This is a genomic window from Knoellia sp. AC549 (genome assembly GCF_979258975.1).
Genome location: NZ_OZ409890.1, coordinates 203,129 through 226,777, shown reverse-complemented (window position 1 = coordinate 226,777; position 23,649 = coordinate 203,129). Strand labels below are relative to the sequence as shown.

The 23,649-nt window shown below is 70.1% G+C and carries 24 protein-coding genes; 16 read left to right on the top strand and 8 right to left on the bottom strand.

What is annotated here, in order from left to right; all coding sequences use genetic code 11:
* Nucleotide 1: 1 nt before the first annotated feature.
* The gene (locus ACZZ98_RS01090) at nt 2–1,144 is read right to left on the bottom strand and encodes a glycosyltransferase (protein ID WP_463514557.1); all 1,143 of its coding nucleotides are present in this window, start codon (nt 1,142–1,144) and stop codon (nt 2–4) included.
* Between the two features lie 130 nt (nt 1,145–1,274).
* Here ACZZ98_RS01090 and ACZZ98_RS01085 point away from each other — a divergent pair, with 130 nt between their 5' ends.
* The gene (locus tag ACZZ98_RS01085) at nt 1,275–2,255 is read left to right on the top strand and encodes a GNAT family N-acetyltransferase (protein ID WP_463514556.1); all 981 of its coding nucleotides are present in this window, start codon (nt 1,275–1,277) and stop codon (nt 2,253–2,255) included.
* On the opposite strand, the gene ACZZ98_RS01080 is transcribed toward ACZZ98_RS01085, so the two are convergent.
* Both ACZZ98_RS01080 and ACZZ98_RS01075 read right to left on the bottom strand, forming a co-directional pair.
* The gene (locus ACZZ98_RS01080) at nt 2,162–3,298 is read right to left on the bottom strand and encodes an O-antigen ligase family protein (protein WP_463514555.1); all 1,137 of its coding nucleotides are present in this window, start codon (nt 3,296–3,298) and stop codon (nt 2,162–2,164) included. The genes ACZZ98_RS01085 and ACZZ98_RS01080 overlap by 94 nt on opposite strands.
* Nucleotides 3,299–3,311: 13 nt before the next feature.
* Entirely contained in the window at nt 3,312–4,256 is a 945-nt protein-coding gene (locus tag ACZZ98_RS01075; protein ID WP_463514554.1) for an NAD-dependent epimerase/dehydratase family protein, read from the bottom strand.
* 127 nt (nt 4,257–4,383) lie between these two features.
* Between ACZZ98_RS01075 and ACZZ98_RS01070 the strand changes: the two genes are divergently transcribed.
* The 3 genes from ACZZ98_RS01070 (at nt 4,384) to ACZZ98_RS01060 (ending at nt 6,345) form a co-directional block, all read left to right on the top strand.
* On the top strand, nt 4,384–5,244 hold the full coding sequence (locus tag ACZZ98_RS01070; RefSeq protein WP_463514553.1) for a nucleotidyltransferase family protein: 861 nt from the start codon (nt 4,384–4,386) through the stop codon (nt 5,242–5,244).
* Nucleotides 5,241–5,516 (top strand): hypothetical protein, encoded by a 276-nt coding sequence (locus ACZZ98_RS01065; protein WP_463514552.1) that lies wholly within the window; start codon nt 5,241–5,243, stop codon nt 5,514–5,516. The genes ACZZ98_RS01070 and ACZZ98_RS01065 overlap by 4 nt, the downstream gene beginning before the upstream one ends.
* A gap of 151 nt (nt 5,517–5,667) precedes the next feature.
* Nucleotides 5,668–6,345 (top strand): hypothetical protein, encoded by a 678-nt coding sequence (locus ACZZ98_RS01060; protein ID WP_463514551.1) that lies wholly within the window; start codon nt 5,668–5,670, stop codon nt 6,343–6,345.
* A 6-nt stretch (nt 6,346–6,351) separates the two neighbouring features.
* On the opposite strand, the gene ACZZ98_RS01055 is transcribed toward ACZZ98_RS01060, so the two are convergent.
* Complete coding sequence (locus ACZZ98_RS01055) at nt 6,352–6,612, bottom strand: hypothetical protein (protein WP_463514550.1); 261 nt, start codon at nt 6,610–6,612, stop codon at nt 6,352–6,354.
* A complete protein-coding gene (locus ACZZ98_RS01050; RefSeq protein WP_463514549.1) occupies nt 6,609–7,373 on the bottom strand; it encodes a hypothetical protein in 765 nt (254 codons plus the stop codon). The genes ACZZ98_RS01055 and ACZZ98_RS01050 overlap by 4 nt, the downstream gene beginning before the upstream one ends.
* 107 nt (nt 7,374–7,480) lie before the next feature.
* Here ACZZ98_RS01050 and ACZZ98_RS01045 point away from each other — a divergent pair, with 107 nt between their 5' ends.
* Nucleotides 7,481–8,053, top strand: a complete 573-nt coding sequence (locus ACZZ98_RS01045; RefSeq protein ID WP_463514548.1) for an arsenate-mycothiol transferase ArsC — start codon at nt 7,481–7,483, stop codon at nt 8,051–8,053.
* A gap of 25 nt (nt 8,054–8,078) precedes the next feature.
* Here ACZZ98_RS01045 and ACZZ98_RS01040 read toward each other — a convergent pair whose 3' ends face one another.
* The gene (locus ACZZ98_RS01040; RefSeq protein WP_463514547.1) at nt 8,079–9,533 is read right to left on the bottom strand and encodes a M16 family metallopeptidase; all 1,455 of its coding nucleotides are present in this window, start codon (nt 9,531–9,533) and stop codon (nt 8,079–8,081) included.
* Nucleotides 9,534–9,706: 173 nt separating this feature from the next.
* Between ACZZ98_RS01040 and rpsO the strand changes: the two genes are divergently transcribed.
* The 4 genes from rpsO to ACZZ98_RS01020 all read left to right on the top strand — a co-directional run bounded on the left by rpsO (nt 9,707) and on the right by ACZZ98_RS01020 (nt 15,230).
* Entirely contained in the window at nt 9,707–9,976 is a 270-nt protein-coding gene (rpsO, locus tag ACZZ98_RS01035) for a 30S ribosomal protein S15 (RefSeq protein WP_463514546.1), read from the top strand.
* 153 nt (nt 9,977–10,129) lie between these two features.
* Nucleotides 10,130–12,559, top strand: a complete 2,430-nt coding sequence (locus tag ACZZ98_RS01030; RefSeq protein WP_463514545.1) for a polyribonucleotide nucleotidyltransferase — start codon at nt 10,130–10,132, stop codon at nt 12,557–12,559.
* A 118-nt stretch (nt 12,560–12,677) separates the two neighbouring features.
* Nucleotides 12,678–13,520: a glycosyltransferase family 2 protein gene (locus tag ACZZ98_RS01025; RefSeq protein WP_463514544.1), complete on the top strand. Its 843-nt coding sequence runs from the start codon at nt 12,678–12,680 to the stop codon at nt 13,518–13,520.
* A 42-nt stretch (nt 13,521–13,562) separates the two neighbouring features.
* A complete protein-coding gene (locus ACZZ98_RS01020; RefSeq protein ID WP_463514543.1) occupies nt 13,563–15,230 on the top strand; it encodes a serine/threonine-protein kinase in 1,668 nt (555 codons plus the stop codon).
* 78 nt (nt 15,231–15,308) lie between these two features.
* Here the strand turns inward: ACZZ98_RS01020 and ACZZ98_RS01015 are convergent, their stop codons facing one another.
* Complete coding sequence (locus ACZZ98_RS01015) at nt 15,309–16,958, bottom strand: hypothetical protein (protein WP_463514542.1); 1,650 nt, start codon at nt 16,956–16,958, stop codon at nt 15,309–15,311.
* A 169-nt stretch (nt 16,959–17,127) separates the two neighbouring features.
* The gene (locus ACZZ98_RS01010) at nt 17,128–17,268 is read right to left on the bottom strand and encodes a hypothetical protein (RefSeq protein ID WP_380085091.1); all 141 of its coding nucleotides are present in this window, start codon (nt 17,266–17,268) and stop codon (nt 17,128–17,130) included.
* 236 nt (nt 17,269–17,504) lie between these two features.
* Here ACZZ98_RS01010 and ACZZ98_RS01005 point away from each other — a divergent pair, with 236 nt between their 5' ends.
* The 7 genes from ACZZ98_RS01005 to ACZZ98_RS00975 all read left to right on the top strand — a co-directional run bounded on the left by ACZZ98_RS01005 (nt 17,505) and on the right by ACZZ98_RS00975 (nt 23,623).
* A complete protein-coding gene (locus ACZZ98_RS01005) occupies nt 17,505–18,242 on the top strand; it encodes a hypothetical protein (protein WP_463514541.1) in 738 nt (245 codons plus the stop codon).
* Between the two features lie 34 nt (nt 18,243–18,276).
* Nucleotides 18,277–18,597: a hypothetical protein gene (locus ACZZ98_RS01000; protein WP_463514540.1), complete on the top strand. Its 321-nt coding sequence runs from the start codon at nt 18,277–18,279 to the stop codon at nt 18,595–18,597.
* Between the two features lie 10 nt (nt 18,598–18,607).
* Nucleotides 18,608–19,324, top strand: coding sequence for a hypothetical protein (locus ACZZ98_RS00995; protein ID WP_380085088.1), 717 nt, complete (start codon nt 18,608–18,610; stop codon nt 19,322–19,324).
* Nucleotides 19,321–19,767 (top strand): hypothetical protein, encoded by a 447-nt coding sequence (locus tag ACZZ98_RS00990; RefSeq protein ID WP_463514539.1) that lies wholly within the window; start codon nt 19,321–19,323, stop codon nt 19,765–19,767. The genes ACZZ98_RS00995 and ACZZ98_RS00990 overlap by 4 nt, the downstream gene beginning before the upstream one ends.
* Before the next feature lie 9 nt (nt 19,768–19,776).
* On the top strand, nt 19,777–20,523 hold the full coding sequence (dapB, locus tag ACZZ98_RS00985) for a 4-hydroxy-tetrahydrodipicolinate reductase (RefSeq protein WP_463514538.1): 747 nt from the start codon (nt 19,777–19,779) through the stop codon (nt 20,521–20,523).
* Between the two features lie 150 nt (nt 20,524–20,673).
* Entirely contained in the window at nt 20,674–22,245 is a 1,572-nt protein-coding gene (locus ACZZ98_RS00980; RefSeq protein WP_463514537.1) for an AAA family ATPase, read from the top strand.
* 4 nt (nt 22,246–22,249) lie between these two features.
* On the top strand, nt 22,250–23,623 hold the full coding sequence (locus ACZZ98_RS00975) for a hypothetical protein (RefSeq protein WP_463514536.1): 1,374 nt from the start codon (nt 22,250–22,252) through the stop codon (nt 23,621–23,623).
* The last annotated feature ends 26 nt before the right edge of the window (nt 23,624–23,649 follow it).

Sequence of the window (23,649 nt, the reverse complement as noted above, 5' to 3'; positions counted from 1 at the left end):
GTCAGCTGCCCTGCCGGCGAGGTGCGCCGCCACGCGAAGGTGCGGCCAGGGCGGCATACACCAGCTCCTGCTCCGCCACGGCGTGCCTGATGTCGTAGTCCGAGGCGCGCGCTCGAGCGGCCGCGCCCATGCGCTGGCGCAGGTCGTCGTCACGGGCCACCGCGACGAGGGCGGCGGCGAGGGCGTCGGAGTCGCCCGGTGGGACGAGAAGTCCCTCCACGTCGGCAGTGACCTGGTGGGGGAGACCGCCGACCGCCGTGGCCACCACGGGCAGCCCGGCCGCGAACGCCTCCATCACCGCGACCGGCAGTCCTTCGTGCGCGGAGGCGAGAGTGAAGACGTCGGCCGCTGCCATGAGGTCGTGGACGTCCCGACGGAAGCCGAGCAGGAGGAAGCGGTCGCCCAGCCCGAGCGATGCGTGGAGGGTGGCGACCTCCTCGACGAGGGGTCCCTGGCCGACGGCCGCGAAGCGGAGCCGGGGTTCGGCGTCGAGCGCCGTCCTGGCGGCCCGCAGGAGGTTGGGGTAGTCCTTGTTGTGACGCAGGTTGGCGACGGTGAGGGACAGGACCTCGTCGGTGGCCACACCGAGCTCTGACCGGAGGCGCTCGCGGGCGCCCGGCGACGGACTGACCGACTCGGGGTCGATGCCGTGGATGAGGACCTCGTAGTCGCCGCGCCGTGACGTCCACACGGTGCGCTTGACCTGGTCCGAGACGGCCCAGTGGTGGGCGTCCAGCGGTGCGGTCAGACCGTTGAGCAGCCGGGTCGGCGGCCGGTGGCTCGTCCACTCGTTGTGCTCCGTGGTGACCACGACCGGCCGCTGGGAGGCCGGCAGGGTCCGGGCGACGAGTCGTGCGGCCGAGGCTAGGACGGGGGAGTGGATGTGGACGACGTCGACTTGGGCCATGGCCAGCCGGAGGTCGGCCAGCCACGCGACGCGCAGCACCGGGCCCGAGGCGTTGGCGCCAAGTCGCTGTGGGACAAGGCCTTTGGCCTCGAACTCGGGGACGAGGTGGGTCTTGTCGGCGCGCACGTAGGCGACGCGGTAGTCGAAGCGGGCCCGGTCGACGACGCCCGCGGCCAGCAGCAGCAGCTGTTCTGCGCCCCCTGGACCCAGACCCTTGACGAGCCACAGGACACGCACGCGATCACCCGCCAGCGGCTCTGACCCCATCTCGTCCCTCCCGGGTGCCCGGACAGCGTGGAGAGGACGCGGAGCATCCGGGCGCGGCCCTAAACTCGCTCGAGGGTACCAACGACGAAGAGGAGCAGGCATGAGCTCGGTCACGGCGCAGGACCTCGTCATCCGGGCGGCCGAGCCCGCGGACGATGCCACGGCGTTGCCGATGCTCCGAGCCTCGCTGGGCAAGGTCGACGACCCCCACTACGAGGCGTTCCTCCGATGGAAGCACCACGACAACCCGTTCGGTGCCTCGCCCGCGTGGGTGGCCCTGCACGATGGGGTCGTCGTCGGCTATCGCACGTTCCTCCGCTGGGAGTTCCTCACCGACGAAGGCCGCACGCTGCGGGCGGTGCGCGCCGTCGACACGGCGACGGACCCGGCATACAGAGGGCTTGGGATCTTCCGCACGCTCACCCTGCAGGGAGTGAGCGAGCTGACCCTCGCCGGCGACGGCATCGTCTTCAACACCCCCAACGACCAGAGCCGGCCGGGCTATCTCAAGATGGGGTGGAGCCTGGCCCGCCAGCTCCCGGTCGGAGTGATGCCTCGTGGCCCACGGTCGCTGGTCTCCATGGTGACCTCGCGCGTGCCCGCGTCGCTGTGGTCGGAGCAGACGGAGGTGGGGCTGGATGCCGCGGTCGCCCTCGCCGACCGGTCCCTGGCGGAGCAGCTCATCGCGCACGCACCGTCGGCCGGCGTCCGGACCCACCGCACGCCCGACTACCTTGCCTGGCGCACGGCGTTCGGTCCGCTGCGCTATCGCCTGCTGCTGGCGGACGACACCGACCCGAGCCGTGGAGGCGTCGTCTTCCGGCTGCGCCGCCGGGGAGACGCGGTGGAGGCAGCGGTCGTCGAGCAGCTGACGCCGGATCGCCGCACCGGGGCGTCACTCGTGCGCCGGGTTCTGCGCGAGACCGGGGCGGACTACGCCATCGGGCTGCGGACCGGGCCGTCGGCGGGCCTGATGCCTCTGCCCCGTCAAGGACCGCTGCTCACGACCCGCCCGCTCGCCGCCTCGCCGCCGTCGCCCGGAGACTGGGCGCTCACGCTGGGTGACGTCGAGCTCTTCTGAGGGCGCCGGACCGAGACCTGGGTGGCGGCGGCCCAGCCGATGACCGTGCCAGCCGTGAGGACGACGGGCGCGAACTCCAGGAGGTGGTCCGCGTAGGAGTGGACGAGCAGCGCGGTCCAGGCCGCCGCTGCAACCACCACCTCCGGTGCTCTCCCTCGAGCAGCCCACAAGAGGCCGGCCAGCCCGGTGAGCGCCAGGAAAGCCACACCCACCCAGCCGGTCTCGGCCCCGATCTGCAGCACCGATGAGTGAGCGCTCGACGTGTCGGGGTCGACCGCCAGCGCGGTGGCGTCCTGGAACGAACCCGGTCCGGAGCCGGTGAGGGGACGCGTTCGCCAGAGAGCCACGGCGTCGCTCCAGAGCTGCTCCCGGACCGTGTCGAAGACCCCGCGCGCCCACGGCGGGAAGTCCGGTCCCTGCCCGAGGCGCAGGATCACCGCTGCACCGGCAGCTGCCAGGACCGCCCCCAGGGCCACCGCCCACCAGCGATGCACCGGCGGCCGTCTCAGCACGGCGCCGATGACCAGCACGAGGGGCACGCACACGGCGAGCCCGGCGGCGGAGCGGTTGAGAGCCACCGCGACCACAGCGAGTCCCAGGGCGACCATCAGCGTTCGTCGCCGGCCGCCCTGACCCTGCTGGTCGTGCTGGTCGCGCTGGTCGTGCTCAGCGCGCTGACCACGCTGGGTTGCGAGCAGCGCCAGGCCGCAGAGCGCCACGACCTGCACGGCCAGCGCCGCGTTGGCGTTGGCATAGCCAAGAGGACGCTTCCCGGGTTCTGCGGTGAGCAGGACACCGAGGACGAGGACGCCACCCACGAGGGCGAGGGCGACGTGCAGTCGTGAATCACCGGCATACCGCTCCAGAAGATGCCCGGCGCAGACACCGGCGACGAGCACGGCCGGGGCCAGGACATAGGGAGACGTCGGCGAGAACCCCTGGTCCAGGCGAACCCCCACGAGCAGCGACCACGCCACCCACGCCACCAGGAGAGCGAGACCGAGGAGGCCGGGCCACCCGACGAAGGCAAGAGGCCGTCGCACGGCAGCCCCCGGGTCAGGCGTGGTAGTCGGGAAGGGTGCGGAACCAGTCGACGGTTGCCTCCAGCCCGGCGCGCAGCGGGACGGGCGAGACGTCGGGGAAGTGCGCCAGCAGGCGGGAGTTGTCGGCCTGCGAGTCGCGCACGTCCCCGGCCCGGGTCTCGACGTGCTCGACCGCGGGACGCTCGCCGAGGATGTCGGCGAGCTCGTCCACGACGGCGTTGAGGGAGGTGCGGCTGCCGAAGGCGAGGTTGACCGGCTCGAGGTCGGTCACCTTCCGCACGACGGCGTCGGCGATGACGCGGGTCACGGTGCCGACGTAGGTGAAGTCGCGCGTCTGCTCGCCGTCGCCGTGGACGGTGAGCGGGACGCCACGCAGGGCGGAGTCGATGAACGCCGGCAGCACGGCGGCATACGCGTGGCCTGCGGGCTGGAGCGGACCGTAGACGTTGAAGAAGCGGAACGCGAGCGTCGGGAGGCCGTAGGTGTGGGCGAAGGACACGGTGTAGGCCTCGGTCGCCTGCTTGCTCACGGCATACGGAGAGATCGGTGCGGTGCGCATGCTCTCTCGTTTGGGCAGCTCACGGTTGGCGCCGTAGACCGACGACGAGGAGGCGACGACGACGTGGAGGTCACCCGCCCGACGGGCCGCCTGGAGCACCTCGAGGGTGCCGGTGGCGTTGGCGTGGTGCGAGGCGACCGGGTCGAGGACCGAGCGTGGAACCGACGGCAGGGCACCGAGGTGGACGACGGCGCTCGCGCCGGCGCAGGCCTCGTCGAGGGCGGCGGTGTCGAGGACGCTTGCCTCGCGCAACTGGATGTCGGTGCCCTCGAGGTTGGCCCGCGACCCGGTGGAGAGGTCGTCGAGGGCGACGACCTCGTCGACGTCGGGTCGGGCGAGCAGGTCGCGCCCGAGGTTGGAGCCGATGAAGCCGGCTCCGCCGGTCACCACGACCTTCACGTGTGTTCCCCCATGTCGAGGCGATGGCACTGCCAGCAGCTGCCAGCGGTGCCCGGTTTCGGCACGCTACCACCGGCCGGACAGGGCGTTCGCGACTCGGTAGGGTCGGGCTGTGGATGCTGCGACGATGCCCTGGTCAGTGGGTATCCGCTTCTCGCACGCCGCACTCCAGGCGATCGCCGAGGACCACGGTGTGGACCTTCTGCACATCAAGGGGCCCGCTGTCGACGAGAGCCTCGGAGGGGGGACCCGACAGAGCATCGACGCCGACGTGCTGGTCCGCCCGGCGCACGTCGACGCCCTCCTGGCGGCGATGCACGACCACGGGTGGTCCACGCGCTACCTCTTCGAGGACGGTTCCGCCTTCGAGCACGCCGCCACCCTCGGCCACCCCTTCCTCGCGCCGGTCGACGTGCACCGCAGCTTCCCGGGGATCGGCGGCGACGCCGCCGCAGCCTTCGAGCGTCTCTGGGCGGACCGGCACGACACGGACATTGCCGGTATGCCGTGTCCGGTCCCGTCCGTTGCTGCGCAACGCCTCATCCTCATCGTCCACGCGACGCGAGGGGGCAGGCTCGACCACCCGGACATCGAGCGGAGCTGGACGAGTGCCACCCCCTCCCAACGAGAGGCGGTGGTCCGCTTGGCCGACGACCTCGGCGCCGGTGTGGCACTGGCGGCAGGGACGGGGCGGCTCGATGAGTTCGTCGGCCACCGCGGTCACGAGCTGTGGCGCGTGCTCTCGACGGGCGAGCAGTCCCGAGCCAGGATCTGGGCAGCCCGGGTGAGGGCGGCGCCGACGAGAAGAGCGGCGCTGCGGGTTGCCGTGCGGCTCGTGGTGCCCAACCGGCATCGGATGGAGGCCCGTCTCGGCCGCCGTCCCACAGCGCGTGAGGTGGCCACGGCCTACGTCACGAGCGCCCGGGCCGGGGCCGGGGAGCTCGCCGGGTTCGTCCGTGCCACGGCGGTCGGCCGGCGTGGCCGATGACGACCTACTCCCTGCCGCCACGTCTGGCGGTCGTCATCCCGGAGGACCTCGACGCCCAGCTGGTCTACCTCATGAAGGCACCGGACGGGCCTCCCGTCGTGCTCCGGGACGTCTCCGCGGTGATCTGGCTGCTGGCGGCTGACGGAGAGGACGATGTGGCAGCCGCGGTGGGCGAGGTCGTGGGCCGAGATCGGGGACAGGTTGAGACCGAGGTGGAGAAGCTGCTCAGTGATCTGGTCGTTCGGGGGCTGCTGACCATCCGGAATGACTAGGCCGCGTCTGACCCGTCGGTGCTGGTCACGACCCATTTTTCGACGGTGCGACGCATGCAGTGGGCATCTTCGCCCAATCGTGGGTTCGGGCTGTTGGCGCGGTGCTAACTTGACCTCAAACCCACCATGACGAAATACAGGGGAGCATGCCATGACTGAACAGCGCGAGGATCGCCGCGTTTCGCGTCGCACCATCGCCAAGGGAGCGGCATGGGCCATTCCGGCGGTCCCGCTCGTGGTCGCCACGCCGGCCTACGCCGAGTCGGGCGGGGGTCCCACGGGCGTGTTCCTCGGGGCGTGCAAGCAGCCGGGCAACAGCTGCTTCAACCAGTTCGGCTTCCGCAAGGGTTACACCTTCACGTTCAGGATCACGAACACCACGGACCAGACGATCTACGTCTATCCGACCCTGAACAACGTGGACAACCCGGACAGCGCGAACCCGTCCCACACCCTCAACCCCGTCTTCTCCCTGACCTCGAACCCGGCCAAGGACTTCAACTACAACACCGCTCGTCGATTCACCGGCGGCGCCATCGGCGTGCCACTCCAGCCGGCCGAGGCCATCCTGCCGGGGCAGAGCCTCAACATCATCGTCAACGCAGGGACGAGCGGAAACAGCGCGAACGTCTCCGCCGTGGGGTCGGTCTACATCGCCTGGGGCCACACGGCAGTCATCGGTGCCGACCGCGACCACCCGTATGTCCCCGTGCCCCCGGCGAACCCGGCGGGAGAGGGATGGATCAGGATTCCCATCCAGTTCGGCTCGACCCCGCCGTGTGGCACGGACTGCGGCCCGGGTGGCGACGAGAGCGAAACCGGAAACTGACGGAAGTCAGAGTTCCTTGAGGACGCCGTGACGGACAAGGTCCGCCACGGCGTCCTTCGTCGCAGCCAGGGGTGAGGACCCGTCAGGCGCGCCGAAACGAAGCGTCAGTGCGCTGGCCAGCACGTCTTCCTCCACCGGGTGCTCGGCCAGCTCGAAGATCGCGGCGCTGAGACCGCTCAGTCGAAAGACGGTGCCGTTGTCGAGCATCAGGACCATCTCCCCGCCACGCCTCAGCGCATCCGCGGGCTCGATTCGCTGGACGGTCATGTCGTCTCCTGGACGAGGGCGAGCAGCGACTCCTCGGGGTGCGTCGCCTCGCTGTAGCGCAGCCTGATCACCGGTCCGTTGCCGTCGATGAGCGCGGCCAACTGTTGGAGGGGTCGGGGCAGCCTGGTCAGCGCCGACGACTGCTCCACCAGCGTCATGACGGCATCGAGGAGGGGCACCTCGTCCAGGTGCGCCGAGGTCATCCCGGGGCGCCGGTCGAGGAGCACGAGCCTGCCGACGCGCGGGGTGGCCGCGGCACGCAGCAGCCCGAGCGCGTCGGGGGAGACCTCGTCCTTGAGGGCGGGCGTCTGCGGGCGCCGCACGGACAGGGGCTTGGGATAGGGATGGATGACTCCGTCGGCGTCGATGCCAACCGTCTCGTCGGTGAGGTAGCCCATCCGCTGCCCGAGCAGGGAGCTGAGAGTGGTCTTGCCGGTGCCCCCGCGGGCGACGTAGACGAGGCTGCGACCTGTCGCCAGGTCGCACACCGCGCCGGCGTGGAACATGACCAGGTCCCCGGCGCGCGCAGCGATGAGGCTCTTGGTGACCTTGCGCGTGGTGAGCATCAGTCGGTGGGGGAGGTCCTGCACGTCATCGAGGCGGACCTCCAGGAGCTGCGCGTCAACAGGGGAGGTGGACGGCACCTCGAGACACCGGGACCACGCCGTGCGCATCGCCGACTCGAGGGCCCGGCCCGCGGTCCCGACGCAGCGCACCTCGACGACAGCGCCGAGCCCGTGCAGCCGAAGCCCCTCGCTCACCGACGGCGCCTTCCTCGTGGATGCGGAACCGGGCGCCCGCTGACCTGTTCGCACCCTATCCAGCGGATCGCCCGGATGTGCCCGGTCCACGCCGTTAGCCTGAGCCGGTGAGACCCCGACCCGAGCGAGTCGACGAGCCGCTGCGTGTGCTCTTCGTGTGCACGGCCAACATCTCCCGTTCCCCCTACGCCGAGCGCATGGCCACCCACTTGGCAGGCCCTGGGGCCGCATCGGCCGTGCGCTTCGCCAGCGCCGGAGTGCCGGGCTTCCCCGGTCGTGACATGGACCCCGACATGGCTGCGCAGCTGAGGGACCGCGGCGTGGAGCCCAACGGCCACGTGAGCAGGTCGGTCTCGTCGGCGGACCTCGCGGAGTCGGACGTCGTCGTCACGGTCGAGCTCGCCCACCGGTGGCGCATCGCCGAGGGGTGGCCCGACCAGGCGGGCAAGGTCTTCGGTCTGCGCCAGCTGGCCGACGCCCTCGGTCGCAGCACCCCCTCGACGGGAGGGCTCGCGGCCCTCGACGGCGCACTGGCCGTCGCCGGCCCGGACAGCCTGTCGTGGGACGTCGCCGACCCCTACCGGCGCGGCAGCGCGGCCGCACGCCTCTGCGCCGTCGAGATCGACGAGGCCCTGTCCGTCATCGTCCCAGCGCTGACGGGCCTGCCCGTTCCTCGATGACGGGGTCGGCCCAGCCCTCATGCACCTAGTCGAGCTCGAGGGCGGCTTCCTCCGTCGTCTCCCAGGAGACGTGGCTCGTGTGCTCGTCAATGAGCGCCAGGAGCCGGTCACCGTCCCTGACGTGCTTGGCCCACAGTGGCCCGCTCGAGCCATCGGCGAAGTGCAGGAAGCGGAAGCCGTCAGCCCGACCCACACCCACGACGTCGACCCACTCGCCTCCAATGGTCGAGCCGGCGGCGGTCACCGTGATCCCCTCGGGTCCCGCGTGCACCGCGAGGTCGCGTGGGGGCACGATCGCAGTGAGGCGTCGCTTGTGGACCTGCCCGGCGATGGGTTCACGACTGGGGAACTCCCACTCGGTCCGGTCGACGATGTCGGGGAGCGGGTTCTTCGGCAGCTCCGGCACGCCGATGACGGCGCTAGCCCTCGCCGCACGCGCCCAGTCGCGGACCTGCTCCACGGTCACCGCCTCGAAGCGCTCCCGCAGCTCCTCCCGGCTCGGAGCCGAACCCAGTCGCAAGTAGCGAAGGGCAGCGCCCTCAAGGACCGACATCACCGTGCGTGGGTCGTCGAGGTAGGCCGCGAAGCCGGCCTTCTCGTGCGCGAGCTCCCCCTCGGTGGGGCCGTGGGCAGCCAGGTCCGTGAGCTCCGCCCAGAGTGCGTGGACGATCTCATCGCTGTCCTCCTCCGCGCCGTCGGTCGCGAGGCTGACCAGTCCGAGGTCCGTGTCGACGAAGCACCCGTCGATCGAGACCTCGTAGGCCAGGCCGAGATCGTGGCGCACCTTCTCCTCGATCCGCCGCATGAGGACAAGGTCGACGAGCTGGGACTCGGTCGCCTTCGGGCTCAGGTAGGACAGGGCCACGACGGGGATCCCTCCGGCCATCAGGGCGGGGGTCTCGAAAGGCGAGGGACGCCACGAGATGTCAGATGCACGCGTACCGAGCGGCAGGTCGAGGTGGAGCTCGTCCGGCACGGGTCCAGAGAGCGCCAGCACCGCGTTGGAGGCCACACAGAAGGTGCGGGCGAACTCGATGACGTGGTTGGCGGTCGGCGCGCGTCCCTCCCGCTGGAGCTCACCGAGCAGCCCCGGACCCACCGGTCCGGACCGGACGAACAGGGCCCACCCGAGGTGGGGCTCGCACGAGCGGCCGTCCTCGGCCGCGAGGACCTTGAGCTCACGCTCGAGGCGATCCAGGGGCAGGGAGGTGAGCGCACGGCATACACCGTGCAGGAAGTCGACCACCTCGTCACGCCGACCGGTCGCATAGAAGCGCATCGAGTCGACGTCCACGGAAGCGTTCTTGTCGAGATGGTCGCGGGGGAGGGTCGACATGACGAGGTGCTCGACGAGGTGGGCGACCCCCCGGTTGCGGAAGGTCTCGTGGCGGTCGCCCGCGAAGAAGGTCAGGGTCGCGCTGAACGGTTCGGGCCCCTGCTCCCAGAAGGTGGGAACTCCGTCGACCTCGGTCTGCTGCATGATGCGGGACTGTAGTGGACCACCCGGCAGTCCCGGGTGAGGTCGTGGATTAGGGGCGAGAGGAGCCCGCTGCTAATCTTGCCTCGCCGTGAACTTCGGCCGCGGATTCAGAGTGCCCCGGTGAACCAGCCCGGAAGCGCCGCGCAACCACATCAGAAGGAGTCTCCTCGCCCATGCCTTTGGACGCAGACGTCAAGCAGAAGATCATGACCGAGTACGGCACGACCGAGGGTGACACCGGCTCCCCCGAGGTCCAGATCGCGCTTCTCACCCAGCGCATCCTCGACCTCACGGAGCACTCCCGTGAGCACAAGCACGACCACCACTCCCGTCGTGGTCTGCTTCTCCTCGTCGGCAAGCGCCGTCGCCTCCTCCGCTACCTGGAGGACATCGACATCGAGCGTTACCGCTCGCTGATCAAGCGCCTCGGCCTGCGACGCTGACCCCACGACTTCCGTCGGAGCGGCTCTCCACTTGGAGGGCCGCTCTTTCGGATGTGTCGGGCAGGTCCACAGCGGACCTGACCGACACGAAGCACGCCCGTGCACAACGACGATGCACGTGGACAGATGAAACTGACAGAAAAGGAGGACCCAATGGAGGGTCCTGAGATCACATTCGCCGAAGCCACCATCGACAACGGCTCACACGGCACCCGCACTGTCCGGTTCGAGACCGGACGCCTGGCCAAGCAGGCCGCAGGCGCAGTCAGCGCCTACCTGGATGAGGACACGATGCTCCTCTCCACCACCACCGCTGGAAAGCACCCGCGCGAGGGCTTCGACTTCTTCCCGTTGACCGTGGACGTCGAAGAGCGCATGTATGCCGCCGGCAAGATCCCCGGTTCGTTCTTCCGTCGCGAGGGTCGCCCCTCCACCGAGGCCATCCTCACCTGCCGCCTCATCGACCGCCCGCTGCGCCCGACCTTCAAGAAGGGTCTGCGCAACGAGGTCCAGGTCGTCATCTCGGTGCTCGCGCTCAACCCGGACGTCCAGTACGACGTCCTCGCGATCAACGCCGCCTCCGCGTCCACCCAGATCTCCGGCCTGCCGTTCTCGGGCCCGATCGGTGCCGTGCGCGTCTCGCTCATCGACGACCAGTGGGTCGCGTTCCCGCAGTTCTCCGACATCGAGCGCTCGACCTTCGACATGGTCGTCGCCGGCCGCGTCGCCGGTGACGACGTCGCGATCATGATGGTCGAGGCCGAGGCCACCGAGCAGACCTGGAACCTCGTCAAGAACGAGGGCAAGACCGCTCCCACCGAGGACGTCGTCGCGCAGGGCCTCGAGGCCGCCAAGGGCTTCATCAAGGTCCTCTGCGAGGCACAGGCCGAGCTGGCCGCCAAGGCCGCCAAGCCGGTCCAGGAGTTCCCCGTCTTCCTCGACTACGAGGACGACGTGTATGCCGCAGTCGAGGCTGCCGCTTCCAGTGACGCTGCTGCCGCTCTCCAGATCGCCGGCAAGGCCGAGCGTGAGGACCGCCTCGACGAGATCAAGTCGGCGCTGCACCTCAAGCTCGTGGGCGACTTCAACCCCGAGTCCTCCGACGGCACGGCCGGCGACTTCGCCGGACGCGAGAAGGAGGTCTCCGCGGCATACCGCGCGGTGCAGAAGAAGCTCATCCGTGAGCGGATCATCACCGACAAGGTCCGCATCGACGGCCGTGGCCTCGCCGACATCCGCGCGCTCAGCGCCGAGGTCGAGGTCCTGCCGCGCGTGCACGGCTCCGCGATCTTCGAGCGTGGCGAGACCCAGATCATGGGTGTCACCACGCTCAACATGCTCCGCATGGAGCAGCAGCTCGACACGTTGTCGCCGGTGACGCGCAAGCGCTACATGCACAACTACAACTTCCCGCCCTACTCCACCGGTGAGACCGGTCGTGTGGGTTCGCCGAAGCGTCGCGAGATCGGCCACGGAGCGCTCGCCGAGCGCGCGCTCATGCCGGTGCTGCCGACGCGTGAGGAGTTCCCCTACGCGATCCGTCAGGTGTCCGAGGCGCTGAGCTCCAACGGGTCCACGTCGATGGGCTCGGTCTGCGCCTCGACCCTGTCGCTGCTCAACGCCGGGGTGCCGCTGCGCGCCCCGGTCGCAGGCATCGCGATGGGGCTCGTCACGGCCGAGGTCGATGGCAAGACGCAGTACGCCGCGCTCACCGACATCCTCGGTGCCGAGGACGCGTTCGGCGACATGGACTTCAAGGTCGCCGGCACGCGCGAGTTCGTCACGGCCATCCAGCTCGACACCAAGCTCGACGGCATCCCCGCCGACGTGCTCGGTGGTGCGCTGACCCAGGCCCGTGAGGCTCGCCTGCACATCCTCGATGTCATGAACGAGGCCATCGACGTCCCCGACGAGATGAGCCCGTTTGCTCCTCGCGTCATCTCGGTGCAGGTCCCCGTCGACAAGATCGGTGAGGTCATCGGCCCGAAGGGCAAGATGATCAACCAGATCCAGGACGACACCGGCGCCCAGATCTCGATCGAGGACGACGGCACCATCTACATCGGTGCCACCGACGGTCCCTCGGCCGAAGCGGCTCGCGCGGCGATCAACGCCATCGCGAACCCGCAGATGCCCGAGCTCGGTGAGCGCTTCCTCGGGACCGTCGTCAAGACGACGACCTTCGGTGCGTTCATCTCCCTGCTCCCCGGCAAGGACGGTCTGCTCCACATCTCCGAGGTGCGCAAGCTCGTCGGTGGCAAGCGGATCGACGCCGTCGAGGACGTCCTCGCCGTGGGCCAGAAGGTCCAGGTCGAGCTCAAGGAGATCGACCCGCGCGGCAAGCTCTCGCTCGGTGCGGTGCTGGCCGAGGGTGACTCCGAGGCCCCGGCTTCGGACAGCTCGCACGCCGACGACGCGGATGACGCGGATGACGTCGACCAGGACGAGTCGACCGACTCGGGCGAGTCCGGCGAGTCCAGCGAAGGTGGCGAGGGTGGCGAGCGCCGTCAGCGCAGTCGCCGTCGTGGTGGCCGCGGTCGCGGTCAGCGCTCGGACGCGGGAGACGCGTCCGGCGACGCGTGACCTGAGTCAGGCACCAACGCACCAACGTGACGGGGCGGCATACCTTTTGGGTATGCCGCCCCTCGCCTTTGCGCGTGCGCCATGATGAGGCTTTGGCAGGGTCGAAGGGACGGAAGCCGTGGACGTTCAGCAGGTCAAGCGGGCGATGCGGGGTCGCTTCGGTGGTCCGCTGCGTCTGGCCTACCGGGGGGCCGAACGGGCGCAGGTCGCCCTCCTGCGACGTGTCGACCAGGCGCAGTTCGGCCGGGCCACGGCGCACGAACGGGCCGAGGTGGCCCGCCGGGTGACGATGACCGTCAAGACCTTCGAGCGGCCCGCAGTCCTGTCCCGCTGCCTCGCCAGTGCCCGGACAGTGTTTGACGGTCGCATCGTCGTCGCGGACGACTCCCGGGCGCCGGTGAATGACCTCGGGGCCGGCATCCATGTCATCCCGTTGCCGTTCAACAGTGGTGTCCCCGCAGGTCGCAACGCGGCCCTGGACGCGGTCGAGACCGAGCTCGTCCTCGTCACGGACGACGACGTGGTGTTCACGCCGGCGAGCGACATCGTGGCGGCGATGAACTTCCTCGACGACCACGCCGAGGTCGACCTCGTGGCCCTCACGCGCGTCGACCTGCCTCGCTGGCGGGTCGTGGTCGCTGGGCCGGACTCCCTCTTCCCGGGGGCGGCCGCGCCCCTGCTGCCCTTCGGGACCCTCATCGACGGGCTGCCCGTCGTGCCCAAGCCCCCGCAGCTCTACCTGGCCCGGACCGCGTCCATCCGGGCCGTGAGGTGGGACGAGCGCCTCCGGATGGTGGACCACCGTGACTTCTTCTCACGAGCGAGCGGCACGATCGTCTCGGTGCAGGCGCAGACGATCCGGGGCTACCACCTGCGGACGCCGTTCGACCCCTTCTACAACGCCTACCGCGAGGACGTCGCCGAGGACCTGCGCACGCTTGCCACGATCTGGAGCGGTTGAGTCCCCGACTGAGACCCGGTTGGCCCCTCCAGCGGACGTAGGGTGAGGGCGCCGGAACGACGAAAGGACACCGTGGAGCCGCAGGTCATCGCTGGACGATACGAGGTGGTGCGCGCCGTCGGGCAGGGAGGCATGGGCACTGTCTGGCTGTGCCTCGACCTCACCCTCGAGCGTGAGGTCGCCGTGAAGCGCATCGGCGCGCTCCCCGGGGACTCGGCAGCGGCGCTACGGGCGATGCGTGAGGCACGGATCGCGGCGTCCCTCAACCACCCCAATGCCGTGGCCGTCTACGACATCATCGACCAGGACGACGCGCACTGGCTCGTCATGGAGTACGTCGACGGCGCGAGCCTGTCGGAGCTGGTGCGAGACGAGGGCCCGCTGTCACCGGTTCGTGCAGCAGAGATCGGGGCCGCGATCGCCAGGGTGCTCGACCGAGCCCACGACCGGGGCATCGTGCACCGCGACATCAAGCCGGGCAACATCCTCGTGCACCGGTCCGGCACCCCGAAGATCAGTGACTTCGGGATCGCCCGCAGCGGAGCCGACGCCCAGCTGACCCTCACCGGGCAGATGACGGGAACGCCCGGCTTCCTCTCGCCCGAGCTGGCCCGCGGCGAGGACCCGACGCCTGCGTCGGACACCTGGGCACTGGGGGCCACCCTCTTCCATGCCGTCGAGGGGAGGCCGCCCTTCGAGGAGCGAGACAACCCTCTGGCGGTCCTCCAGGACGTGCTTGCCGGGCGGATGCGTCCGCTCGTCGCAGCGGGCCCGCTCGGTCGAGCGATCGAGGCGATGATGGACCCGGATCCCCCTCGGCGCTGGACCATGGCCGAGGCCGCCATCGAGCTCGACGACATCGCAGCCGGACGAGTGCCGACGTCCGTCCTGCCTGCTGCCACGGCCCCGGTGGACCGCCCCACCAGCGGGTTGGACGAGCTCGACGACTTCCTCGGTGCCCAGTCCGGAGCCGGCAGACAGTCCGGCGGGGGGTGGGCTGCGGGAGCGGGCGCGACGGCTCCTGCGTTCGGGGGAGGCGGCGCCGACGGTGAGCGTGAGGCCGGGTCCGGCCAGAGGGAGGACGGGCGGCGTCCACTCTGGCCCCTCGTCCTGCTGCTGGCGATCCTGCTCGGTGGTGGGGGTTATGCCCTCGCCAACCGGGACGACGTCGACGAGCCGGACTCGGCGCAGGGCACGCGCACGAGCACCGCCCCGCAGACGACACCTCCGTCGTCGTCCACCCCTTCGCCGTCATCGACCCCGTCGAGCACGCCTCAGGGGACGACCAGCTCCTCCCCGACGCGGACGCCGAGCAGCACACCCTCGAGCCCGACCCGCACCCCGACGCCGACCCCCACCCCGACGAGCTCCCCGTCACCGAGTGCACCGAGCAGCGATGCCGCCCTCGGAGCGTTCGTCAGGAACTACTACGCCGGGGTCACCGACTCCTCCCGTCGCGACGACACCTTCGCCCAGCTCACGCCAGCGATGCAGCGCGAGGCTGGCGGGCGTCAGGGGTACGAAGGTTTCTGGAGGACGATCGAGTCGGTGAGCGTGGCCGCGCTCGACCCGGATGCGGAGGCGCGGACGGTGGACATGCGACTCACCTTCCGTCCCAGGAGCGGCGCCCCGATCACGGAGTCGCACCGATGGACCGTCGAGCGGGACGGCGGTCGATGGCTCGTCAGCAGTGACGACGCGGTCGGCTGAGCCCGACGGGCACGACGTCGCCCGTCCCTCTGCGTCCTCGCGCCCGGGCCACCTGCACCAACGCTGCGGACCGACGCGTCAGATGACGAACTGGAAGCCGCGGCCCACGACCTTGATCGTGCCCTGAGGATCCACGACCAGCGTGAGAGTCACTGCCATGGTCGAACGGATCGAGGTCCGCGGGCCCTCCTGGAACGAGACGGCGGCGTACTTCTCGTCCCTGAGGCGGGTCGTCCATCCCGGCTTGGTGGTCTGCTCGGACTGGACCCTGTAGGACGCCTGGACGAGGAGGCCACCATCGAGTCGGACCGCCCGCACCGAGCCGTCCGGCAGCATCTGGTCCGGTCGTGACATGTTGAAGAACTCGGCCTTGGCGGTGGCGGTGGCGTGGCCGGTCTCGCGCTTGCGTTCGCGCGTGAGGTACTCGGTGACCTGCTCGGGCAGGGCGGGCCCACCCTTGCCACCGTTCAGCGACGTCATCGCGGCGGTGGAGGCCTTCATCGCCGTCTTCTCGTCCGTCGGGCCCAACGGCGATGCGGACCGGGCCGGCCCCGGGAGGGGAGTGTCGTGCCAGGCCTTGGAGTCCATGATCCATGGCGACGTGGCGCTTGCGCGACGCATGACGACCAGGACGTCCTGCGGCTCGCCGCCCTTGGCCTGTGTCGACGCGGAGACCAGGGCATACATGGGATAGCTCTTCCACTCCGAGGCGTAGACGTCCTTCACCGTCGTCGTGGTGGGTTGGACCGGCCACTTCCTGGTCAGCGCCGCGTAGCGGGTGTCAAGACGGTCCCCGGCGAGAACCACACCCGAGTCGACGCCCTCCCAGACCTGCGGCTTGAACGTTTTTGCGACGGCGGTGATGGCGGCGGTGTTGCGGACGTCGTAGCCCTTCATCGCCGCGACTGCCTCCGCACGGTTGGCCATGGCCGGCTTGGTGACCGTGTCCGACGTCCAGGCCTCGACCTTGGTCGGCACCATGCCGCACCCGGCGAGGGCAGGCACCATGAAGCCGACCGTGGCGACGGTGACGACCCGGCTCATCGTCCGCGACGGCACCGCGAGAGCGTCACCGTCGGTTCGTGCGGATGACGCGACGTCGCCGTGGGCTCCCGGGCCCGAAGCATCCACTGCTGCGGACCTGCGCCGGCGACGGAGCACCAGGACTGAGGCCATGAGCAGAAGTCCGGCGGCAACGGCACCGATGGAGAGTGCGAACCCGTTCTCCACCCGAACCCCGCTCGTCACCGTGAGGTCGCCCGGCTTCCCGATCGGCATGATGACGTACTGGGTGGGCGTCCCGTCGAGCTCGAGCGTCAACGTCTGCGTGCCGTCTCCAGTGGCGCGGGCGGCCCAGAAGCTCTGCCTGGTGGGGTCCGGGAGCGAGGTGCCGGGGTCGCCCTTGATCGCGGTGCCGCTCATTCCCGACCGGTCGACCCGGGTCACGGCATACCGCGGAGCGGTGGCGAGATAGCTCGCCGCATCGACGGGGTGTGCCTGCCCGATGAAGACCTTCCCGCCCGAGCTGCTGGCGGTGACTCGCATGGTCGTGTCGGCGAACGCGAGAAGGCTGGGCGTGGAGACCACCGCCCTGGCCTCATCCAGGGTCAGGGTCGCAGCGGGGGAGTCGAGGTTGTCGTCGCTCCCGATGAGCACGACGCCCGCGATCCCGGCTGCGGTGAGCAGCAGGCCCACGAACGCCACCAACATCCCCAAGAACTTCTTCATGGCCAGCCCCCTCAGACGTCGGGGACCCCCGCTGGCCCCCCAGGTCAGCCATTCTGCCAGCGCCACAGGAGGCGCGCCTGTCGCCATCCACAGGGTCGGGGGACAGGTCGTGAGACAGGACTGCCCCCATCGAGATCCCGATGGGGGCAGTCCTGGTTCGTGTAGCGGGTCAGGCGACCTTGGGGATGCGGCGGACGGTGGCGGGTGCGCTCCAGCGCATCTCCATCCGAGTGCGTCCGTCCCGGGTGACCGGCACCCAACGCATCGTCAGGCAGGCCGGACCCGTGACGGTCGTGGCGACCTTCTTCATGGGTGTCTCCTCTCGAGGACCTGCGGGAGGTGGGCGACGCCAATGGAGTCACGGGCGGTCGTTCACCTTCTGTTCACCCAAAGGTACACCAAAGATGAACACCAGGTGAACGGCATACGCCATGGTGTGTCTCAGGGACGGGGGGAGTGCTCCCCATTGCGAAGAACGCGGGCCGCCGTGAGACTCGGTGCAGCGCGCAGGGGCGCCGATGAAGGACGCGACGAGAGGGGTATGCCGTGCCGAAGGACTTCCGAGAAGAGCTCCACGAGCTGCGTGAGCAAAACGACCGCGAGATCCAGGCGCTGGAGGCTGCTGCGCCGGAGCGGATCGAGCGGGAAGGCCACGACGAGCTCGACATCGTCACGGTGCGCATCGGTCCCGACGGCGACGTCCGTGATGTCCGGATCTCTCCCCACTGGCGCACCCGGACAGACGAGGCCTCCCTCTCGGACGTCATCCTCGAGGCGCTGGTCCGCACGCAGGGCAGCGTCCTGGACGAGTTCGCGACCAAGGTCGAGGCCATCGACGCGCAGCCCCTCCCCCCGGCGCGCCCGATGCCCATGCCGCAGGACAGCGGGGAGATCTTCGGTCGCACCGAGCCGGTGAGCCGGGAGGAGGCCGAGCGGCTGCTGGGGGAGATCTTCGGGGAGGCCGAGCAGGCGCTCGCGGCGCTCGAGTCCTCCTTGGACTCCGCCTCGGCCCACACGGCGTCAGCGCGGAGTCGACGCGGTGAGGTCCACGTCGAGATCGACTCGAGCGGCGAGATCTCGCGGCTCGAGCTCGACCCCCGGTGGCTCGCCGGCGCACACCCCGCCAACATCGGTCGCCTCGTCGGTGACACGCTGCAGGACGCGCAGAGGCAGATGATGGCGGGTTTCGCCACGGTGAGCGAGACGGCCCGATCCACCCAGGAGGCCATGCGCCGCCTGGGCGACCCTCACACCCTCAGCCGCCGGTTCGGGCTCCAGCCATGACCGCGGACGCATCCACCACCCACGGGAGGACGACATGAGCTACGAAGTCGAACGGCAGGCACTTCTGGACGCAGCGGCCACCTGGAGCTCGGCCGAGACCGACATGACCACTGCCCAGACCAACGCGAATGCGATCAACGTGACGACCAACGGCGCGTCCGTCATCGGCGACATGACCGGGTTCGTGTCGACGTACGACGACGTCCGCGACCGAGTCGCCACCCTGCTGGGCCAGGGGGCCGCCGCGATGACGCTCATCGACGACACGCTCAAGGGCACCGAGCGACAGTACGCCACCGACGACGACGCCGCCCTGGCGCAGATCGGTGCCATCTGGTCACCGACGAACCCGTGAGGACGAGGACATGACCGCCGAAGAGCTGATGGAGAAGATCCGCGCCAAGTACGAGGAGTTCCAGCGCAAGATGGACGAGTGCCTCGAGAACTTCAACTCGGTCGTGCGCAAGATAGGCCGCTTCTTCGGGTGGGCTGCCGACCGGGCCGTCGACCTGTGGAACAACCTCGTGGTCCCCCTGTGGAACAAGTTCACCGCGTGGTTCGCGGACCACTGGAACGTGTTCGGTGCTCCGTGGATCCTGTACGACGCCGCGACCTCGTGGCGCAAGGACGTGGGTCAGGTGGTCACGCCGTGGGCCGGAACGGTCACCCAGGAGACGACCGACGTCGATGTCTACTGGAAGGGCACGGCCTCGGACATCTATGTCTCCCGTTCCAAGGACCAGATCGCCGCCTTCAAGGCGGTCGGCCCGATCGCCGAGAAGATCGCCGGGGCGCTCGACAACGTCGCGCTGGCCATCATCGTCTGGTGGGGGTCGATCGTCACCGCGATCATGGCGGCCATCGCCGGGATCCTCGTCGCCGCAGCCTCGACGGCCACCGGCCCGGGGGCGGTCGTGGGCATCCCGCTCGGCGTGAAGCTCGCGATCGCGGGCTTCTTCGTGGCGTTGCTCGTGGGGACGGGGATCCTGACCGGAACCTGCCTGGTGCAGAAGGGCAACCTCAACGGCTCGCTCACGGACATGTCGGCGTTCCCGGGCAGCAGCTGGCCGACCTTCGCATGAGCGACCCCACATCTCGCCGGGCGCCGTTGGCCCGCAACGTCAGTCTCCTCGTCGGAGGTGTCGTCGTGGTGGAGCTGGTCTTCGCCGCCTTCCTGTTCTCCATGGGTCAGCTGGCGTCCGCGAGCTCGGAGGAGACGGTTCAGGCGCTCCTCCTCGGCGCCGGGACCTCGGTCGTCGCGGCCCTCGTGGGCGTCTGGCTCTGGGTGGCGGCACGGGCCGCCGAACGCCGCATCGCCTCGCCGGTGTGGGTCGCGCGGGCCCTGCCCCTCGTCGCCGCCGGTCTTGCGGGCCTCGTGGCCGTTGCCGGCCTGGTGCCGTGGCTGGCCGTCCCCCTCGGGCTGTTCGCGGCCGCTCCGGTCTCCGTCGTCGCCCTCGTCGTCCCGCAGCTCCTCGCTTCCACGCGCGTGGGCGGCGCCGGGGCAGGGCACCGCGAGCCGCACTAGAGTTCGGGCGTGAGCATCACCAGGGTCTCGGTCATCGGCGCATCCGGACGCATGGGCTCGGAGGTGTGTCGGGCCGTCGAGGCAGCCGACGACCTCGAGCTGGCTGGTCGCTTCGACGTGGGGGACGACCTCGGTGACCTCGCGGACGCCGATGTCGTCGTAGAGTTCTCGGTCCCCGACGCCTCGGCCGCCAACGTCGCCCACTGCCTCGACCAGGGTGTCCATGTCGTCGTGGGCACGACCGGTTGGAGCGAGGGCAAGCTGGCCGAGCTCGGCACCCGGCTGGAGGAGCACCCGGACGTCGGAGTGCTCATCGCACCGAACTTCGCGATCGGCGCGGTGCTGATGATGGCCTTCGCAGAGAAGGCTGCCGAGTTCTACGAGTCGGTCGAGGTCATCGAGCTGCACCACCCGGACAAGGTCGACGCGCCCTCGGGCACGGCTGCCCGCACCGCCGAGCTCATCGGCGCCGCGCGCGACCGAGTGGGCCTGGCGGCGGTGCAGGACGCCACCACGAGCGATCCGGACGGTGCTCGCGGAGCGCGGGCACACGGCATACCCGTGCACTCGGTTCGGCTGCGCGGACTCGTGGCGCACCAGGAGGTCCTCTTCGGCCAGACCGGCGAGATGCTCACGATCCGCCACGACTCCTTCGACCGCGTGTCCTTCATGCCCGGAGTCCTCGCCGCCGTCCGCAAGGTGGGCGATCACCCCGGTCTCACCGTCGGCCTCGAGCACTACCTCGGCATCGCCTGAGGTTCGCTCGCCGCGGCTTCGTGCAGCGGGATGGCCGTTTCGACTGGTCGGCGGCCTCTGCTCGGATACGATCGGCCCGCGAGCTCACCCCGAGCGTGGTGCACCTGCCCGGAGGGACGACGCCCTGTCGTGAGCGGTGGGAGAGACGGCATGAAGCTCAATGACTACCTGAAGGCGTTTCGTCAGCGCTGGCTCGTCATCGCCCTGTGCACGCTCGTCGCCGGTGCCGTCATGTGGACGGTCACGCCCGCCAACCCCGACGTCACGGAGGGAGCCGGCAGCTACACGGCCACGGCGACCCTCCTGGTGGAGAGAACCGAGGACGTCAACGGTCAGCTGGGACGCATTGCGCTCTTCCTCACCACGGGCGAGATCCCGCGGGGTGCGGCGAGGCGACTGGCCTATGAGGGTGACCCCGCGGTGCTGGCCGCCGGGCTCACGGTCAAGCCCGAGTTCATCGCCGCCGCGCTCACCGTGTCCGCGACGGCCACTGACGGCGCTCGGGCCGCTGCCGTCGCCAACGCCTTCGCCGACGAGGCGGTGTCCTTCTTCGAGCAGCCGCGGCCGGGGACCGGCGACGCCGGAGTCACCGTCCTCCAGGCCGCCTCCCCGATCCCGAACGCCAACAGCGGCGGCTTCGTCGTCCCGCCGAGCCGGCCGGTGCGAGCGGCCCTGAGCGCGATGCTGGGCCTCCTCCTGGGGCTCGCCCTCGCTCTGGCGCTGGACCGGCTGGACTCTCGTCTGCGCACGCGCACGGAGATCGCTGCCGCTCTCGCCCTGCCCATCGTCGCCGAGGTGCCGCGGCTGGGGCGCACCAAGCGCTCGGACAAGACGATCGGGGTGGCGGAGCAACCGCTGAGTCCGTATGCCGATGCGTACCGCGGGGCGCGCACGGCGATCGTCCACACCGCGAGCCAGCGGCTTGCCGATGGAGCCGTGCCGGGTCGGTTGCTCGACGCGGGCGCCGCGCAGCCCGAAGGGGCCCGCGTCGTCCTCGTCACGTCTGCACACCCTGCTGAGGGCAAGACGACGACCGTCGCGAACCTCGCCGTGAGCTTTGCGGAGAGCGGTCAACGTGTCCTCGTCCTCGACGGCGACCTCCGCTCGCCCGACACGCACACGCTCTTCGACGTGCCACAGGGCGCGGGCATCTCGGACTACCTCAGCCGGCACAACGAGTCCTCGCTCGAGGCGTTGATCCGACCCACGAGCATCTCCGGCGTGCGCATCATGACGGCGGGCACCCGGTTGTCCCACCCGGCATCGTTGGCCAGCCTCATGGGTGGCCTCATCGCCGAGGTTCGCGCCCTCGCCGACGTCGTCATCATCGACACCGCCCCGCTGCTGGCCGCCAGTGACGTCTTCGACGTGCTGCCCGTCGTCGACACCGTGGTCGTCGTGGTGCGGCACGGTCGCATCACCGACGCTGCCGGACGCCGGGTCGCCGAGCTCCTGGGTCGGTTCCAGGTCCCGGTGACCGGAGTGGTCATCGTGGGCGCGCCGACGAGGGGAGCCGGGCGCTACGGCTACGGCTATGGGACCGGCTATGGGACCGGCTACGGCAACGGCTATGGCAACGGCGCAGACCGCGGCAAGGGGGGCTGGCGCAGACGACCGGGCCGGGGCAGGTCAGGAGGCGACGAGCTCGCCGGCCCGCCGCACCAGGAGGAATCCGACCCCGAGTCCGGGAGTCGTCGCGACGTGCGCACGACCTCCGCCTGAGCCGTTGACGAGTCGAGCGGCCCTCCGGCTGGGTTCGGTGGCGCTCGGCGTCCTCCTCGCGGGGGGCATCGCTCTCGGCTTCGCCTGGGCGCTGGAGGAGCAGTCCTACAACGTGTGGGGCGCCATCGTGGTCGTGCCCGTCCTCGTCGTCCTCAACCTGGCGCTCATCGTCAGGATCGCCCGGTCAGCGAGCGAACCGTGGCTGCTCACCCTGCTGCTGGCCGCGTTCGGCGCCAAGCTGGTCGGCGCCCTGCTGCGCTACGTCGTCGCCTACGTGGTCTACGGCGGCGCGGCCGATGCGGAGCGCTACAACCGCTATGCCGCGAACCAGCACCAGCTCTGGCGGCAGGGCTCCATCGTCTGGGAGTGGGGCGGCAAGCAGGGCACGCAGTACATGGAGCTCATCACCACGGCGGTCTACACCGTCATCGGCCCGTCGCCGCTGGCCGGGTTCCTCGTGTTCGGGACGTTCGCCTTCTGGGGCCAGTACCTCCTGTTCCGAGCCTTCCGGACCGCTGTCCCGACGGGTGACGGACGCAGGTATGCCGTGCTGGTCATGTTCCTGCCCTCGATGCTGTACTGGCCCTCGAGCATCGGCAAGGAGGCGTGGCTCCTCCTGTTCGTCGGGGTCACGGCGCTGGGCGCCGCCCGGCTCTTCGCCAGTGCACCCGGCGCCATCGCGCTCCTCGTCATCGGAGCTGGCGGCACCGCCATCGTCCGCCCGCACGTCACGGTGCTGCTCTTCGCTGCCCTGTTCATCGCTCAGCTCTTCCGCCCCGCCGGCGACCAGCCCACCGGCATCCTCAAGAAGGGTGTGGGTGTGCTGGTGCTCGGCGCGGCCGCCTTGGTCCTCGCGTCGCAGTCGGCCGTCTTCCTGGGCACCGACGACCTGAGCTGGCAGGCGGTCTCGGAGACCGTGGACGCGGCCAGCGGGCAGACCTCCCAGGGCGGGTCGACCTTCGAAGCCGTTCCCGTCTCGTCGGTCTGGGGGATACCCGTCGCGGTGGTCACCGTGCTGTTCCGGCCGTTCGTCTGGGAGGCAGGCAACGCCCAGATGCTCGTGCAGAGCCTCGAGGGTGTGTTCCTGCTCTGGCTGACGGTGCGTGCGTGGCCACGCCTGCGCCGCCTTCCCGGGGTCCTGCGACGAGCGCCCTACCTGGTGTTCTGCCTGCTGTTCACGGCGGCGTTCATCTGGGCGTTCTCCGGCTTCGGGAACTTCGGCATCCTCTCCCGGCAGCGGGTGCTGATGATCCCGTTCTTCCTCGTGCTCCTCGCCCTCCCGGACGAGCGATCGTCGATTCATCCCGCTGATGTGGACGAGGAGGACGAGCTCGACGACGTCGCAGACCTCGACGAACTGGAGGTCCCGCGTCGCTGACCCGGCCGCAAAGCGAGTCAGGTGCC

Bases quoted from the DNA above. Each gene is read 5' to 3' on its own strand.
- ACZZ98_RS01065 (WP_463514552.1), top strand. From the start codon at position 5,241: ATGACGACCTACTCCCTGCCGCCACGTCTGGCGGTCGTCATCCCGGAG.
- ACZZ98_RS01000 (WP_463514540.1), top strand. From the start codon at position 18,277: ATGAGCTACGAAGTCGAACGGCAGGCACTTCTGGACGCAGCGGCCACC.
- ACZZ98_RS01085 (WP_463514556.1), top strand. From the start codon at position 1,275: ATGAGCTCGGTCACGGCGCAGGACCTCGTCATCCGGGCGGCCGAGCCC.
- ACZZ98_RS00980 (WP_463514537.1), top strand. From the start codon at position 20,674: ATGAAGCTCAATGACTACCTGAAGGCGTTTCGTCAGCGCTGGCTCGTC.
- ACZZ98_RS01055 (WP_463514550.1), bottom strand. From the start codon at position 6,612: ATGACCGTCCAGCGAATCGAGCCCGCGGATGCGCTGAGGCGTGGCGGG.
- ACZZ98_RS01010 (WP_380085091.1), bottom strand. From the start codon at position 17,268: ATGAAGAAGGTCGCCACGACCGTCACGGGTCCGGCCTGCCTGACGATG.
- ACZZ98_RS01030 (WP_463514545.1), top strand. From the start codon at position 10,130: ATGGAGGGTCCTGAGATCACATTCGCCGAAGCCACCATCGACAACGGC.
- ACZZ98_RS01015 (WP_463514542.1), bottom strand. From the start codon at position 16,958: ATGAAGAAGTTCTTGGGGATGTTGGTGGCGTTCGTGGGCCTGCTGCTC.
- ACZZ98_RS01070 (WP_463514553.1), top strand. From the start codon at position 4,384: ATGCCCTGGTCAGTGGGTATCCGCTTCTCGCACGCCGCACTCCAGGCG.
- rpsO (WP_463514546.1), top strand. From the start codon at position 9,707: ATGCCTTTGGACGCAGACGTCAAGCAGAAGATCATGACCGAGTACGGC.
- ACZZ98_RS00990 (WP_463514539.1), top strand. From the start codon at position 19,321: ATGAGCGACCCCACATCTCGCCGGGCGCCGTTGGCCCGCAACGTCAGT.
- ACZZ98_RS01040 (WP_463514547.1), bottom strand. From the start codon at position 9,533: ATGCAGCAGACCGAGGTCGACGGAGTTCCCACCTTCTGGGAGCAGGGG.
- ACZZ98_RS00995 (WP_380085088.1), top strand. From the start codon at position 18,608: ATGACCGCCGAAGAGCTGATGGAGAAGATCCGCGCCAAGTACGAGGAG.
- ACZZ98_RS01060 (WP_463514551.1), top strand. From the start codon at position 5,668: ATGACTGAACAGCGCGAGGATCGCCGCGTTTCGCGTCGCACCATCGCC.